This is a genomic window from Bradyrhizobium sp. 147, assembly GCF_023073935.1.
GTDB lineage: Bacteria > Pseudomonadota > Alphaproteobacteria > Rhizobiales > Xanthobacteraceae > Bradyrhizobium.
This window is the reverse complement of sequence record NZ_JADPKL010000125.1, coordinates 47,353-61,115: the sequence shown is the minus strand read 5'-3', so window position 1 is coordinate 61,115 and position 13,763 is coordinate 47,353. Positions and strand designations below refer to the sequence as shown.

Here is a 13,763-nt window from a genome sequence, read left to right as displayed (position 1 = left end):
CGATAACAACAAGCGAGCCAGCCATGTCGGTAAGGTCTAAGGTCATTGAAGCGATCCAGCAGATCGCCAAGGAGCAGCACGTCACGCTTCCCGCACTCTCGGACGATCTGTCCCTGCACGAGACGGGCTTCGACTCGCTCGCCTTCGCGATCCTGGTCGCGCGCCTCGAGGACGAGACCGGCGTCGACCCCTTCACCATTTCCGAGGACGCAGCGTTCCCCGCCACCGTGGGCGATTTCGTGCGGGCCTACGAAAATGTCCCCGCGTGAGATCTTTGCGCTTCGCGACCATCTCGGCGCGGAGCTGAAGGGCCGCACGCTCTCGGACGCGCACCAAGTTGTGTCGCTGACGGACATCCTGTCGCACACCGTCCTGGGTGGCTGCCTGCGCGAATTGTCCGGCCGCTGCGTGCTCCTCAAGCTATCCGACCAGCTCCGGTCGGGCCTTGCCATGATCGAGCTCGACGGCATCGCCCGTCGCATGCTGTTGTGCCCGCCCGATCTCAATCCGGCGTATCTCGACACGTTGATCGCGGATGCCGGAATCGATGCTGTCGTCGCCGACGACGACGATGGCTGGACCAGCACCGGTGTCGCGCTCATCGTCACGGCGAAATTGCCGCTCGAAGCGGCCGCGCCGGCGAAGACCGAACGTGCCACGGAATGGCTGATGCTCACCTCGGGCACCTCGGGCGTGCCAAAGATCGTCGGCCATACGCTGGAAGCTCTCACCGGCGCGATCGTCGCCGAAGGTCCGCCGCGCGGGCCTGCGCCGGTATGGGCGACGTTTTACGACATCCGCCGCTATGGCGGCCTGCAAATCTTCCTCCGCGCCATCCTCTCCGGCGGCTCCATGGTACTGTCGGATCCGCATGAGGCGTTGGCCGATCACGTCGCGCGGCTGAACGCGCGCGGCGTATCGCATATTTCCGGCACGCCCTCGCACTGGCGCAAGCTCCTGATGAGCGGCTCGACGACACAGTTCGCGCCGGCCTACGTCCGTCTCTCCGGCGAGATCGCCGACCAGGCGGTGCTGGACGGCCTGAAGGCGGCATTTCCCAATGCCTCGGTCGGTCATGCCTATGCCTCGACCGAGGCCGGCGTCGGCTTTGCTGTCAATGACGGGCTTGAGGGCTTTCCGGCCAACTATCTCGGCAACCGCAATGGCGTCGAGATGAAGGTGGTCGACGGCTCGCTGCGCATTCGCTCGACGCGCACCGCACATGCTTACATTGGCCGCGACGCTGCCGCGCTCACCGACGCGGACGGCTTTGTCGACAGCGGCGACATCGTTGAGTTGCGCGGCGATCGCTATTATTTCATCGGCCGCCGCGGCGGCATCATCAATATCGGCGGGCTGAAGGTTCACCCCGAGGAGATCGAGGCCGTGATCAACCGCCATCCCGACGTGCGGATGTCACGGGCCAAATCCCGCCGCAGCCCGATCACCGGCGGCATCGTTGTCGCCGACGTGATTCTCGCCGACGGCTGCGATCCTGCGCGCACGAAAGAGATCCGCGACCAGATTCTGGATCAGTGCCGCGCGCAATTCGCCTCACACAAGGTGCCGGCGGTCATCCGCTTCGTCGAGGCGCTCGATGTCACTCCGGCCGGCAAACTGGCGCGCACCGATGCATAACGTTCTGGTCACCGGCGGCAGCCGCGGCATCGGCCTTGCGATTGCAAGGCGCCTCGCCGGCGCAGGCTTCAACGTGATTGCGGCCGCACGGCGCGAGAGCGAGGAGCTCAAGGCCGGGATCGCGGCGTCCGAAGCACGCCTGCATTTCCGCGCCTGCGATCTCGCCGTGATCGATGCGATCCCGGCGTTCGCAAAGCTCATCCGCGACGAATTCGGCCCGATCTACGGCCTCGTCAACAATGCCGGCCTCGGCACCGAAGGCCTGCTCGCGACCATGCACAATTCCGAGATTGCGGCGCTGGTGCAGCTCAACGTGCTGTCGCCGATCATCCTCACCAAATACGTGGCGCGGCAGATGATGGCCGATGGCGCCGGCCGCATCATCAACATCTCATCCATCATCGCGACCACCGGCTATAACGGCCTCTCGGTCTATGGCGCCACCAAGGCCGCCGCCACCGGCTTCACCCGCTCGCTGGCGCGCGAGGTCGGCAAGCTCGGCATCACCGTGAACGCGATCGCGCCGGGCTTCATCGACACGGAGCTGACGCACAATCTCTCCGACGAGGGACGCAAGCGGATCGCCGGCCGCAGCGCGCTGCGCCGCCTGCCGGAGACCGAGGACGTCGCGCGCATGGTGGAATATCTGCTCGGCGAGGGCGGGCGCAACGTCACTGGCACCGTGTTCACGATCGACGCGGGGAATACGGCCTAAGTGGAACTCCGCTGCCGCCGTAGAGTTGATCCGGCCCAATTTCAATTCACCGGACGTGGTCGTAAGATGCTCGCAACCGGTTGGGTTACGTCAATCGATCTGCCCTAACCGACAGGGGGAGCAGTCCATGACCATGCCTGACATGACCGCTTCAAATCAGGGCCAGACGGAGCAATCCCGCGCGACGTCCGATGACGGCCATTGTCCGCCGATGACGCATCAGAATTCCGGTGGCAACGGCCATGAGATGTATCCGCAGCAATTCGTGCATCTGATCGGCTGTCATGACGCCTCTCTCGATGTCTTGCGCAAGCGTCAGGACGAGAAGCTGCACTAGCCGCTCACGTCCGGTGCTTCAAGGTCTTCGGCAAATCAATCAGCGACGGTGGCGGTCAGCCTTTCCGGCATCTTCACCGATTGCGGTCGAGGCCCGTATGCCGGCGTACGGCTCATTTTCGATAGATCAAGAGTAAACACTATTTGCGATGCGCTGTTGATGTCGATCAAAGTGCGGCATTGCATCGCGGTGCGAGCTTGTTGTTCAGCTCCATTTGACCAATGATCGGGACGTCGCGGCGAGACCGGCCGGCGAACCCGGATCGGTCCTGCCGCGTACCTGTTTTGCAACGTGCCATCCCAACCATCCGGCATCTCCCGATGACATCAGGCGAATCCTTTTACAGCGGCATTCCGGTCTTCCGCGGTTTCACCAGCCTGATGGATCCGGTGCTGTATTCGCCGCTGCCGGACAATTGGAGCATCGGCGTTGCCGACATCGTCGATTCCACCAAGGCGATCGCGGCGCAGCGCTACAAAGCGGTCAACATGGCCGGCGCCGCCGTGATCGCGGCGGTGACGAACGCGTTGGAGGGGCGCGAATTCCCTTTCGTGTTCGGCGGCGATGGAGCGAGCTTTGCGGTCGCGCCTCACGATCTCGAACTTGCCCGCGACGCGCTGGCGGCAACCGCGACCTGGGTACGGGAGGAGCTCGATCTGAAGATGCGCGTCGCCCTGGTGCCGGTCAGTGCCATCCGTGCGCAGGGCCTCGACGTACGCGTCGCACGCTTCGGTCCGTCGGCGAACCTGTCCCATGCGATGTTCTCCGGCGGCGGCCTGGCCTGGGCGGACGCCGCGATGAAGCGCGGCGAGTTCGCGGTGGCTGAAGCGCCAAACGATACGCAGCCCGATCTCTCCGGCCTGTCCTGCCGCTTCGAGGTAATGCCTGCGTCACGCGGATTGATTCTGTCGGTGCTGGTGATGCCGGCGCGCGGCGCTGACCCGCTGGCTTTCCGCAAGGTGATCGAGGACGTCATCCATCTCGTCGAGCGCAGTCCGGATGGCGGCCGTCCAGTGCCTGCGCAGGGGCCGCCGCTGAAATGGCCGCCGCAGGGGCTGGATTATGAAGCCCGCACCAAGCGCGGCGGCCCTCTGCTCGTGCGCCGCGCCACCGTCCTGGCCTACACGTTGTTCGCCTATCTGATCATGCGCTTCGACATCAAGGTCGGCGGCTTCGTGCCAAGCGTCTACAAGCGTCAGGTGGTCGAGAACTCGGACTTCAGGAAATATGACGACGGACTGCGCATGATCCTCGACTGCACGGCCGAGCTCGAACGCGCGCTGAGCGATCGTCTCGCTGCGGCCGCGCGCGATGGCATCGTGCGCTACGGCCTCTACCAGCAGGACGCGGCGATGATGACCTGCTTCACGCCCTCGGCGCTGCGCAGTGATCACGTCCATTTCATCGACGGCGCGCGGGGCGGCTATGCTTCGGCTGCCACGGCGTTGAAGGCGATGGTGGCGTGAACCGCTAGCGTCCCGCGCGCGTCCAGGTCTCGCCGCCGCAGAGTGCGCCGACGCAGCCTTCGACCCGCAACGAATCCGCGCCAGTCACCGTGACGCTGCTCGCATAGGTGCTGCCGTCATCGGCATTGTAGATCTGGCCCGACCATTTGTTCGGAGCTGACGGCTGCATGTCGCTGAACAATGGCAGGCCGATCATCGGACGCCTCGCGAGCGCGGGATTGGGATTCTTGCTGTCGGTCGCGGCCTGGCCGGTCGCGGTGTCATAGGGTTCGCGCAGCCAGACGATGTGGCCGCAGATGCCACCGCCGCATCTGCTGATCTTCACGCGCGCATCGCCTGCCTGGGTGAGCCACGTGCCGTCGGCGCTCTGCGCCTGGGCGCTCGTTGCGCCAAGCAGTGCAGCCAGGACGACGAAGGGAAGCGCGAATTTGCTGAACATGGAGAGTGCCCCGAAAATGAAGGCGCCTCCCATAGCAGGCCGGCAGGATAGTGCAACGCTGGATAGAATCACATTCCCGCGCTTATTGCCTGCGCCTATTCGCCTGCGCTCATTTGCCCCAGCGCACGAAGGCGACCGAGGCGGCAGTCGACAGCCCGAACACGACCATGGCGCCGCCGACCAGAGCGAACAAGGTCCAGGCCGGCGCCTGCACCATCATGAGGCTGACGCCGCCGACCGCGACGATCAGGAGCCGCGCCGTGGAGGCGAGCACGGGCCCGCCGACGCGCGCCGCGCCTTGTGAGGAGAAATACAACGATACGCCCATGCCGAAGAACACGAAAGCCGGACCTGCCCAGTAGAAATAGCTGTAGGCAGCGGCGGTTACGCCGGGATCCCGTGTGAAGAGCGCGACCCATAGCGACGGATCGAGCGCGATCACGAGGCCGATCAGGCCGACCGTGAGCCCGGAGGCGGCGGCCGCGGTCCAGGCCACGCGCCGCGCGCGCTTCAAATGTCCGGCACCGATCGCCATGCCGACCATCGGCACCGATGCGATGCCGAAGGCGAAGGTGATCGGGATCAGCAGGAATTCCAGCCGCGACCCGATGCCGTAGCCGGCCAGCATCTCGGTGCCGAAGGTCGCGAGGATTTTTGTGAAGATCAGAATGGTGAGCACGGTCTGGAGCGGCGACAGGCAGGCCACCGCGCCCACCTTGAGAATGTCCAGGAACATCGCCCGGTCGAAATGGAAGGCGCGGACGTCGAGCTGCAACCGGCTGCGGCCGGACAAGAGATACCAGAGCAAAAAGACCGCGGCGCAGCTGAACGCGATCAGTTGGCCGCTCGCGACGCCCGGCATGCCGAACTGCTTCACGCCGAACAGGCCGAGGCCCAGCGTGCCGCCGAGCGCGACCTGGAGCACGCTCGCCCCGATCAGCGTCATCGAAGGCAGACGCATGTCGCCGGTGCCGCGGATCGCCGAGGCCAGCGTGTTGACGAGCCAGATCGCGACCGCGCCGGAGAACAGCACCTGCGAATAGCCGCTGGCCTCCTCGAGCACGCGCTCGCGGCCCCCGAGCAGCGCAAAGAACGAGCGGCCGAACACGAGCATCATCACTGTGAAGAACAGCCCGCCGCAGAGGCCGATGATGGCCGCATGCAGCGCGAGCGTCGCGGCGCGGTCGCGATCTCCCGCCCCGAGCGCGCGGCTGATCGCGGAGGAGACGCCACCACCCATCGCGCCCGCGCTCATCATCTGCGTCAGCATTGCGAATGGAAACACCAGCGCGATCGCGGCGAGCGGGATCGTGCCGAGCCGGCCGATATAGGAGGTCTCGGCGATCGCAACCAGCGTGCTGCCGACCATCGCGATCATGTTGGGGATCGCGAGCCGCAGCAATGTCGGCAGGATCGGCGCCGTCAGCAGGCTGGCGATGGGGGAGACGACCGGCGCAATCGGCGGGACGGCGTCTGCAGAGGCGTCGATCGTCATGTTCACCGGGCGGGATTTTAAATGATGGCTGACATATTATAGGCGTGAGGCGGCCGGCGCAGCCCTCGCTCACGCAGGGCTCACCACGGCAGGCCGCATAGGTCGATGGTGCCCAGCGTCGGCGCGCGGACGATGTCGAAGACGTAGGGTGCCATGTAGTCGAAGCGGATTCGGCCCTCCGGCTGCTCGCAATAGACCTCGCCCTTGAAGGGCTGCCATCTGCGTGCCTCGTAGAACGCGAAATTGTGCGGCTCGCAGAACAACAGCGCGAAGCGCACCGCCTCGTTGGCGCGCATGGTGTGCACCGCTGCGTCCATCGCCATGGTGGCATAGCCGCGGCCGCGCCGGTCCTCGCGGGTGCAGACGCCGCCGATGCCGCCGACATGGACCTTCTGCCCGTTCCAGGTGACGGTTCGGAAGTAGACGCCGACATGGCAGACGAGACCATCCTCGGGCGTTTCGATCAGCACGCGGAGATCGGCATTGGCCCATTTGACATAAGCCCAGGGCTTATCCGCAACCATGTGCGGGCCCCAGACCGCCTGGTGCAGCGGCTCCGCGATCGGCCACGAGGCGTCGCCGTTCAGAATGTCGATTTCGATGCTCATGACTTTCTCTTTCGCGGTCGAAGCATTCGTTCTGCGATAAGCGCCTCAAAGGCAATGATATTTTGTACCAGGGCACCCAGCCGTGCGAATGCCCGTGCTGCGACGATTTTTGCAATCGTGCCAAGCGTCCGCCTCACGCATATTCGCAAATTGGCGGTATTTAACGGCGACGGAACCTTCTATAAGGGGTGACCGTTAGAACTCGTTCCCCACCAGTTGCGGACAAGAAGCCATGACCTTTACGCTGCCCCCCCTCCCTTACGCCTATGACGCCCTCGGCCAGTACATGTCGAAGGAGACGCTGGAATATCATCACGACAAGCATCATCAGGCCTACGTCACCAACGGCAACAACGCGCTCAAGGGGACCGAATGGGAAGGCAAATCCCTTGAAGAGATCGTCAAGGGCTCGTTCGGCAAGAACCCCGCGGTGTTCAACAATGCCGGCCAGCACTACAATCACATTCATTTCTGGAGCTGGATGAAGCCCAATGGCGGCGGCACCAAGCTGCCGGGCAAGCTCGAGAAGAAGATCAACGAGGACCTCGGCGGCTTCGAGAAGTTCAAGACCGACTTCCAGGCGGCCGGCGTCGGCCAGTTCGGCTCCGGCTGGTGCTGGCTCCAGGTCAAGAACGGCAAGCTTGAGATCTCCAAGACCCCGAACGGCGAGAATCCGCTGGTGCACGGCGCCACCCCGATCCTCGGCTGCGACGTCTGGGAGCACTCCTACTACATCGACTATCGCAACCGCCGTCCGGACTATCTCAAGGCGTTCGTCGAGAACCTCGTGAACTGGGAATACGTCGAGTCCCTGTTTGAGAAGGCGTAAGGTCTCACCTCGTTATCCGGGATGGTGCGCCAGCACCAGACCCGGAATCTCGAGATTCCGGGTTCGCACTTCGTGCGTCCCGGAATGACAGACAAGGCGGTCGCATGCGCGGCCGCCTTTTTGCTGTGCGGAATTCGTCTGCTCTGCGGAATTCGTTGGCGTCTCGCATGGCCCTGCGCAGGGCACGCAACGCGCCCGCCGCGCTAATGTTTGCATCGTGAGGACGGCGCCCCTAATCAGGACGGGCATCCCCTCGATCCGACCCAAGCCCGTTTGTCAGAACCTTCCCCGAAAGACCCGGCGTCTGCCGAGGACGCGGACTCCGAGCCGCGGCCTGGGCGTGTGCGCAAGCCGCTGGTGGTGGTGAGCGCCGCTCTGGTCTGGCGGCGTGACGGCACGGGCGGTGTTCTCGACATTCTCACACACGACCTTTCGCTATTCGGCGGCATCCTGCCGCGCGTGCTGGCCGGCTGTCTGCTCGGCGCCTTCATCTCGGAGATCCTGCCGCATGAAAAAGTCTCGCGCTCGCTCGGGCCGAAATCCGGCCTGATGGGGCTTCTGATCGGCACCGCCTTCGGCGCGATCCTGCCGGGCGGTCCCTTCACCGCCTATCCGGTCGCGAGCGCGCTGCTCGCGGTCGGCGCCGATTTCGGAGCCACCATCGCCATGGTCGTGAGTTGGACCCTGATCGGCTACGGTCGGGCTGTGGCGTGGGAAATCCCGATCATGGGCACCGATTTCACGCTGTGGCGGATCGTGATCTCGCTGCCGCTGCCGGTGCTTGCCGGCGCGCTCGGCCGCTTCGTCTATGTCCGGCTCTATCCGAGCCGATCACGAAGGATGACGAGACGTGAGCGCCGCGTTTCTGATCGACATCTTGTTGTGGAGTTCGGTGTTCGGCGTCGGCCTGATCGCCTTCCGCCGCGGCCCTGCCGTGTTCAAGGCTTCGCTGCGCGAAGGCTCGATGGACTTCATCAACATCGTGCCGCGGATCGCGCTGGGAGTGATCGGCGCCGGCTACATCGCCGCCATCATCCCGCAGGAGGTGATCACCGGCTGGCTCGGGCCGGACAGCGGTTGGCTCGGGGTCGCATCTGCTGTGGTCGCCGGTGCCGCCACGCCGGGCGGACCTGTCATCGGCTTCTCCATCGGCACGGTGGCGCTGAAGTCGGGCGGCGGGGTGCCCCAGGTGGTTGCCTATGTCGTTGCCTGGGCCCTGTTCGCGTTCCAAAGGGTGATCCTGTGGAGATCCCGTTCATGCCGGCCCGTTTCGTCTGGTTCCGCTGCGCCGTATCGATGCCGTTCCCGTTCGTGGCGGCCGCCATCGCCATGCTGATCGGCAAGCCTTGAGCCCGGCGTGGACAGACGAAATGTTATAATATAACGTCCTGCCATGGTTCCCGCCGTGTCTCACGCCCGTCACCACGACCACTCCCACGACCACGTGCATTCGCACGGGCACGACCACACCCATGCCCATGTCCATGATCCCGCTTCGCCGCATCCGGCCCAGGCGGCCCCGTGGTCGATCCTGCGCATGACCATGGCCGGCCGCCTCGCGGCCGCGCTCGCCGTCTGCGCGGTGCTCTGGGGCATGGTCTTTCTGGCGATGAGGTGACCATGGCGGCGCTACACTTCCACAATGTCACGCTCGGCTATGACCGGCATCCGGCAGTGCACCATCTCAATGGCGAGGTCGCATCCGGCGCGCTCGTCGCAGTGATCGGCCCGAACGGCGCCGGCAAGTCGACGCTGCTGCGCGGCATCGTCGGCATCCTCAAGCCGCTCGACGGCAGCATCCATCTGGGCGGCCTCGACAGCAGGGACATCGCCTACCTGCCGCAGAGCGCCGAGATCGACCGCAGCTTTCCGATCTCGGTGTTCGATTTCGTCGGCACCGGGCTGTGGCGCGGGACCGGCCTGTTCGGCGGCATCGGCAAGGCTGCGCGGGACAAAATCCTGCGCGCAATCGCCGCCGTTGGCCTCAACGGTTTCGAGAACCGTCCGATCGGCACGCTCTCCGGCGGCCAGATGCAGCGCGTGCTGTTTGCCCGGGTGCTGCTTCAGGACGCGAGCCTGATCGTGCTCGACGAGCCTTTCAACGCCATCGACAGCAAGACCACGGCCGATCTGCTCGCGCTGGTGAAGGATTGGCACACCGAGGGCCGCACCGTGCTGGCCGCGCTGCACGACATGGAGATGGTGCGTACCCATTTCAGCGAGACACTGGTGCTGGCGCGCGGCCCCGTGGCCTGGGGGCCGACGGCCGAGGTGCTGACGCCGGAAAACCTGATGGTCGCGATGCGGATGTGCGAGGCTTTCGACGACAGCGCGGCGGCCTGCGCGGGCGACGACGGGCGGTCGCAGGCGGCGTGATTGCAAATGACCTATGACGCGCTGATCGGTCCGTTCACCGAATTCGAGTTCATGCGGCGGGCACTCGCCGCCGTGATCGCACTGTCGCTGGCAGGCGCGCCGATCGGCGTGTTCCTGATGCTGCGGCGGATGAGCCTCGTCGGCGATGCCATGGCACATGCGATCCTGCCGGGCGCCGCCGTCGGCTTCCTGCTCTCCGGGCTCAACCTGTTCGCGATGACCGCCGGCGGCCTGATCGCCGGCTTTGCGGTCGCGATCCTCGCCGGTGTGGTCGCGCGCTCGACCGGGCTGAAGGAGGACGCTTCGCTGGCCACCTTCTATCTGGCCTCGCTGGCGCTCGGCGTCACCATCGTCTCGATCAAGGGCACCAATATCGACCTGTTGCATGTGCTGTTCGGCAACATTCTCGCCATGGACGACCAGACGCTGCTGGTGGTGGCCTTCAACGCCACTGTGACGCTGCTCGTGCTGGCGGTGATCTACCGCCCGCTGGTGATCGAGAGCGTCGATCCCTTGTTCCTGCGCACGGTGAGCCGCGCCGGGGGCCCTGCGCATCTCGCCTTCCTCGCGCTCGTCGTGATCAACCTCGTCAACGGCTTTCAGGCGCTCGGCACGCTGCTTGCGGTCGGCCTCATGATCCTGCCGGCCGGCATTGCGCGATTCTGGTCGCGTGATCTCACCGCCATGATCTGCATCGCCGTGATTGCTGCCGCGGTCTCGGGTTATGCCGGCCTTGTGCTGTCGTTCCAGACCCGAGTGCCGTCGGGCCCTGCGATCATTCTGGTGGCGACGGTGCTCTACGTGGCCTCCGTCCTGTTCGGCCGCGTTGGCGGCATCGTCCGGCAATTGTTTCCCGGCCGGCATCTGGAAGCGTGACGATGCGGCTCATCCTGCTTTGCGTGCTGTTGCTGATCGCCTCGCCGCTGCACGCCGCCGAGCGGCTCAACGTGGTTGCGAGCTTCTCGATCCTGGCCGATTTCGTCCGCAATGTCGGCGGTAACAGGATCAATCTGACCACGCTGGTCGGCGCCGACAGCGACGTCCACGTCTACACGCCTGCGCCGAGCGATGCGAAGCGGATCGCCGATGCAAAGCTCGTCGTCGTCAACGGGCTCGGCCTCGAGGGATGGCTGCCGCGGCTCGTGCAGTCCTCGGGCAGCAAGGCGACGGTCGTGACTGCAAGCGCCGGTATCACGCCCCTGAAATTGGGTTCGGCCGCAGATCCGCACGCCTGGCAGTCCATCCCCAATGCCAAGATCTACGTCACCGACATCGCCAATGCGCTCGCCGCTGCTGCCCCGGATGACGCGGCGTTCTTCCGCGCCCGGGCCAAAGCCTATCTGGAAACGCTCGAAACTCTCGACAGTGAGGTCCGCGAAGCCGTGGCGAGAATCCCACTGGAGCGGCGCAAGGTGATCTCCACCCACGACGCCTTCGGCTATTTTTCCGCCGAATACGGTATCCAGTTCATCGCCCCCTTGGGCGTCTCCACCGAGACCGAGCCCAGCGCGCGCGACATCGCCGCGATCATCGGCCAGATCAAGGCCCAAAAAATCCCGGCTGTATTCCTGGAAAATATCAGCGACGACCGGCTGATCCGGCGGATCGCGGCCGAGACCGGCGCAAAGGTCGGCGGGACCCTGATTTCCGACGGTTTAACCGGCGAAAAGGGGCCTGCACCCACTTACATTGACATGGTCAGGCACAATATAAAGAGCCTGATCAGCGCGCTTGACCATTAGGGCAGGGGGCCACCCCGCCTCGCGTCGCGCGAAAGCCCGAAGTCCGGAGTTGTTATGTCTGAAGTGACCTCCCCAAAAATTCCCGTGACCGTCCTGACCGGCTATCTCGGTGCCGGCAAGACTACGCTTTTGAACCGCATCCTGTCGGAAAACCACGGCAAGAAATACGCTGTCATCGTCAACGAATTCGGCGAGATCGGCATCGACAACGATCTTATCATCGGCGCCGATGAGGAAGTGTTCGAGATGAACAACGGTTGCATCTGCTGCACCGTGCGCGGCGACCTCGTGCGCATCATGGACGGCTTGATGAAGCGCAAGGGAAAGTTCGACGCCATCATCGTCGAGACCACGGGCCTTGCCGATCCCGCGCCCGTCGCCCAGACCTTCTTCGTCGACGAGGACGTGCAGAAAAACGCGCGGCTCGACGCAGTGGTGACGGTCGCCGATGCAAAGTGGTTGTCCGACAGGCTGAAGGACGCGCCCGAGGCGAAGAACCAGATCGCGTTCGCCGACGTGATCGTGCTGAACAAGACCGATCTCGTCAACAAGGGCGAGCTCGCGGAGGTCGAGGCACGCATCCGCGCCATCAATCCCTATGCGAAGCTGCATCGCACCGAGCGCTGTTCGGTGGCGCTAGCTGACGTGCTCGATCGCGGCGCGTTCGACCTCGACCGCATCCTCGACATCGAGCCGGATTTCCTTGAGGCCGATGATCATGATCACGACCATGATCATCATCACCATGATCACGGCCATGGCCTGAAGCACTACCACGACGAGGACATGCAGTCGCTGTCGTTGAAAACCGACAAGCCGCTCGATCCGAACGTGTTCATGCCCTGGCTTCAGAACCTGGTGCAGGTCGAGGGCGGCAAGATCCTGCGCTCCAAGGGCATCCTCGCCTTCCACGATGACGATGACCGCTACGTCTTCCAGGGCGTCCACATGATGCTGGAGGGCAACCACCAGCGGAAGTGGAAGGAGGGTGAGCCGCGCGAGAGCCGCCTCGTCTTCATCGGCCGCGAACTGCCGGAAGAGGCCATCCGCAAGGGTTTTGAGAGCTGCATCGTCTCGTGATGAAAGAGTTTACGCCGGCTCCCGAGTCCGCCTCGATCGTCTCCGTCACCGACCGCGTCAAGCCGATCGCGCTCGGCATGGGCGTGACCTCGGCGCATTTCCTCGCCGATCGGGCCGCCTTCGTCGGCGGCGAGGAGAAAGTCGCGCTGGTCGACCCCAAGGGCGAGATCAGCACGGTCGCCGTGCACAGCGGCGGCATTCTCTCGACCGCCTCCGACGGCAAGCGCCTCGTCATGGGCGGCGACGACGGCAAGGTCGTCTCCCTCGATGCCAAGGGGGAGGTGACGCTGCTCGCCACCGACCCCAAACGGCGCTGGATCGATGCGGTGGCGCTGCATCCAGATGGCGCCTTAGCCTGGTCGGCCGGCAAGACGGCGAACGTCAAGAGCGGCAAGAACGAGGAGAAGTCGATCGAGGTGCCCTCGACCGTCGGCGGGCTTGCCTTCGCGCCAAAAGGCCTGCGGCTTGCGATCGCACATTACAACGGCGCGACGTTGTGGTTTCCCAACATGGCTGCCACAGCCGAATTCCTGCCGTGGGCCGGCTCGCATCTCGCCGTCACCTTCAGCCCGGACAACAAGTTCCTGGTCACCGCGATGCACGAGGCGGCGCTGCACGGCTGGCGGCTCGCCGATAACAGGCACATGCGCATGACCGGCTATCCCGGCCGCGTCCGCTCGATGTCCTGGAGCGCCGGCGGCAAGGCCCTGGCGACCTCGGGCGCCGACGCCGTCATCCTGTGGCCGTTCGCCAGCAAGGACGGTCCGATGGGCAAGGAGCCGGCCATGCTCGCGCCGCTGCAGGCCCGCGTGTCCGTGGTGGCCTGCCACCCCAAGAACGATATCCTTGCCGCCGGCTACAGCGACGGCACCGTGCTGATGGTGCGGCTGGAGGACGGCGCGGAGATCCTGGTCCGCCGCAACGGCACGCCACCGGTGGCCGCGCTCGCCTGGAACGCCAAAGGCACGCTGCTGGCGTTTGCGGATGAAAATGGGGACGGCGGCCTGCTGGAGCTTTAATCTGTCATGGTCCCGGCCG

General features: G+C 64.9%; 15 protein-coding genes and 2 pseudogenes. 14 read left to right on the top strand and 3 right to left on the bottom strand.

What is annotated here, in order from left to right:
- Positions 1–23 precede the first annotated feature (23 nt).
- From IVA87_RS30100 to IVA87_RS30080, 5 genes are all read left to right on the top strand, one after another.
- Positions 24–269 (top strand): acyl carrier protein, encoded by a 246-nt coding sequence (locus IVA87_RS30100; RefSeq protein WP_015688794.1) that lies wholly within the window; start codon positions 24–26, stop codon positions 267–269.
- The gene (locus IVA87_RS30095; protein ID WP_247336552.1) at positions 256–1,638 is read left to right on the top strand and encodes a fatty acid--CoA ligase family protein; all 1,383 of its coding nucleotides are present in this window, start codon (positions 256–258) and stop codon (positions 1,636–1,638) included. Before IVA87_RS30100 ends, IVA87_RS30095 begins: the two co-directional genes overlap by 14 nt.
- The gene (locus IVA87_RS30090; protein WP_247299162.1) at positions 1,631–2,353 is read left to right on the top strand and encodes an SDR family NAD(P)-dependent oxidoreductase; all 723 of its coding nucleotides are present in this window, start codon (positions 1,631–1,633) and stop codon (positions 2,351–2,353) included. The genes IVA87_RS30095 and IVA87_RS30090 overlap by 8 nt, the downstream gene beginning before the upstream one ends.
- 127 nt (positions 2,354–2,480) lie before the next feature.
- Positions 2,481–2,690, top strand: a complete 210-nt coding sequence (locus tag IVA87_RS30085; protein ID WP_247299164.1) for a hypothetical protein — start codon at positions 2,481–2,483, stop codon at positions 2,688–2,690.
- Positions 2,691–3,010: 320 nt separating this feature from the next.
- Positions 3,011–4,156 (top strand): DUF3095 domain-containing protein, encoded by a 1,146-nt coding sequence (locus IVA87_RS30080; RefSeq protein ID WP_247336549.1) that lies wholly within the window; start codon positions 3,011–3,013, stop codon positions 4,154–4,156.
- A gap of 4 nt (positions 4,157–4,160) precedes the next feature.
- On the opposite strand, the gene IVA87_RS30075 is transcribed toward IVA87_RS30080, so the two are convergent.
- The 3 genes from IVA87_RS30075 to IVA87_RS30065 all read right to left on the bottom strand — a co-directional run bounded on the left by IVA87_RS30075 (position 4,161) and on the right by IVA87_RS30065 (position 6,698).
- A complete protein-coding gene (locus IVA87_RS30075) occupies positions 4,161–4,595 on the bottom strand; it encodes a DUF2147 domain-containing protein (RefSeq protein ID WP_247299168.1) in 435 nt (144 codons plus the stop codon).
- 109 nt (positions 4,596–4,704) lie between these two features.
- The gene (locus tag IVA87_RS30070) at positions 4,705–6,090 is read right to left on the bottom strand and encodes an MATE family efflux transporter (RefSeq protein ID WP_247299500.1); all 1,386 of its coding nucleotides are present in this window, start codon (positions 6,088–6,090) and stop codon (positions 4,705–4,707) included.
- 80 nt (positions 6,091–6,170) lie between these two features.
- On the bottom strand, positions 6,171–6,698 hold the full coding sequence (locus IVA87_RS30065; RefSeq protein ID WP_247336546.1) for a GNAT family N-acetyltransferase: 528 nt from the start codon (positions 6,696–6,698) through the stop codon (positions 6,171–6,173).
- 232 nt (positions 6,699–6,930) lie between these two features.
- On the opposite strand from IVA87_RS30065, the gene IVA87_RS30060 reads away from it, so the two are divergent.
- The 9 genes and pseudogenes from IVA87_RS30060 to IVA87_RS30020 all read left to right on the top strand — a co-directional run bounded on the left by IVA87_RS30060 (position 6,931) and on the right by IVA87_RS30020 (position 13,744).
- Positions 6,931–7,527, top strand: coding sequence for a superoxide dismutase (locus IVA87_RS30060; protein WP_027573470.1), 597 nt, complete (start codon positions 6,931–6,933; stop codon positions 7,525–7,527).
- A 273-nt stretch (positions 7,528–7,800) separates the two neighbouring features.
- Positions 7,801–8,381: pseudogene (locus tag IVA87_RS30055) on the top strand (permease).
- Positions 8,378–8,877: pseudogene (locus IVA87_RS30050) on the top strand (hypothetical protein). Before IVA87_RS30055 ends, IVA87_RS30050 begins: the two co-directional pseudogenes overlap by 4 nt.
- Positions 8,878–8,920: 43 nt before the next feature.
- Positions 8,921–9,145: a hypothetical protein gene (locus IVA87_RS30045; protein WP_247299173.1), complete on the top strand. Its 225-nt coding sequence runs from the start codon at positions 8,921–8,923 to the stop codon at positions 9,143–9,145.
- A 2-nt stretch (positions 9,146–9,147) separates the two neighbouring features.
- Positions 9,148–9,903: an ABC transporter ATP-binding protein gene (locus IVA87_RS30040; protein WP_247299175.1), complete on the top strand. Its 756-nt coding sequence runs from the start codon at positions 9,148–9,150 to the stop codon at positions 9,901–9,903.
- Positions 9,904–9,909: 6 nt separating this feature from the next.
- The gene (locus IVA87_RS30035; RefSeq protein WP_247299177.1) at positions 9,910–10,779 is read left to right on the top strand and encodes a metal ABC transporter permease; all 870 of its coding nucleotides are present in this window, start codon (positions 9,910–9,912) and stop codon (positions 10,777–10,779) included.
- Positions 10,780–10,781: 2 nt separating this feature from the next.
- Entirely contained in the window at positions 10,782–11,645 is an 864-nt protein-coding gene (locus IVA87_RS30030; RefSeq protein WP_247299179.1) for a zinc ABC transporter substrate-binding protein, read from the top strand.
- A gap of 54 nt (positions 11,646–11,699) precedes the next feature.
- Positions 11,700–12,725 carry a GTP-binding protein gene (locus IVA87_RS30025; protein WP_247299180.1) on the top strand — a complete coding sequence of 342 codons (1,026 nt, stop codon included), beginning with the start codon at positions 11,700–11,702 and terminating at the stop codon, positions 12,723–12,725.
- Entirely contained in the window at positions 12,725–13,744 is a 1,020-nt protein-coding gene (locus tag IVA87_RS30020) for a WD40 repeat domain-containing protein (protein ID WP_247299182.1), read from the top strand. Before IVA87_RS30025 ends, IVA87_RS30020 begins: the two co-directional genes overlap by 1 nt.
- Positions 13,745–13,763 lie beyond the last annotated feature (19 nt).

Bases quoted from the DNA above. Each gene is read 5' to 3' on its own strand.
- IVA87_RS30040 (WP_247299175.1), top strand. From the start codon at position 9,148: ATGGCGGCGCTACACTTCCACAATGTCACGCTCGGCTATGACCGGCAT.
- IVA87_RS30065 (WP_247336546.1), bottom strand. From the start codon at position 6,698: ATGAGCATCGAAATCGACATTCTGAACGGCGACGCCTCGTGGCCGATC.
- IVA87_RS30035 (WP_247299177.1), top strand. From the start codon at position 9,910: ATGACCTATGACGCGCTGATCGGTCCGTTCACCGAATTCGAGTTCATG.
- IVA87_RS30080 (WP_247336549.1), top strand. From the start codon at position 3,011: ATGACATCAGGCGAATCCTTTTACAGCGGCATTCCGGTCTTCCGCGGT.
- IVA87_RS30030 (WP_247299179.1), top strand. From the start codon at position 10,782: ATGCGGCTCATCCTGCTTTGCGTGCTGTTGCTGATCGCCTCGCCGCTG.
- IVA87_RS30090 (WP_247299162.1), top strand. From the start codon at position 1,631: ATGCATAACGTTCTGGTCACCGGCGGCAGCCGCGGCATCGGCCTTGCG.
- IVA87_RS30045 (WP_247299173.1), top strand. From the start codon at position 8,921: ATGGTTCCCGCCGTGTCTCACGCCCGTCACCACGACCACTCCCACGAC.
- IVA87_RS30025 (WP_247299180.1), top strand. From the start codon at position 11,700: ATGTCTGAAGTGACCTCCCCAAAAATTCCCGTGACCGTCCTGACCGGC.
- IVA87_RS30095 (WP_247336552.1), top strand. From the start codon at position 256: ATGTCCCCGCGTGAGATCTTTGCGCTTCGCGACCATCTCGGCGCGGAG.
- IVA87_RS30060 (WP_027573470.1), top strand. From the start codon at position 6,931: ATGACCTTTACGCTGCCCCCCCTCCCTTACGCCTATGACGCCCTCGGC.
- IVA87_RS30085 (WP_247299164.1), top strand. From the start codon at position 2,481: ATGACCATGCCTGACATGACCGCTTCAAATCAGGGCCAGACGGAGCAA.
- IVA87_RS30100 (WP_015688794.1), top strand. From the start codon at position 24: ATGTCGGTAAGGTCTAAGGTCATTGAAGCGATCCAGCAGATCGCCAAG.
- IVA87_RS30070 (WP_247299500.1), bottom strand. From the start codon at position 6,090: ATGACGATCGACGCCTCTGCAGACGCCGTCCCGCCGATTGCGCCGGTC.
- IVA87_RS30075 (WP_247299168.1), bottom strand. From the start codon at position 4,595: ATGTTCAGCAAATTCGCGCTTCCCTTCGTCGTCCTGGCTGCACTGCTT.
- IVA87_RS30020 (WP_247299182.1), top strand. From the start codon at position 12,725: ATGAAAGAGTTTACGCCGGCTCCCGAGTCCGCCTCGATCGTCTCCGTC.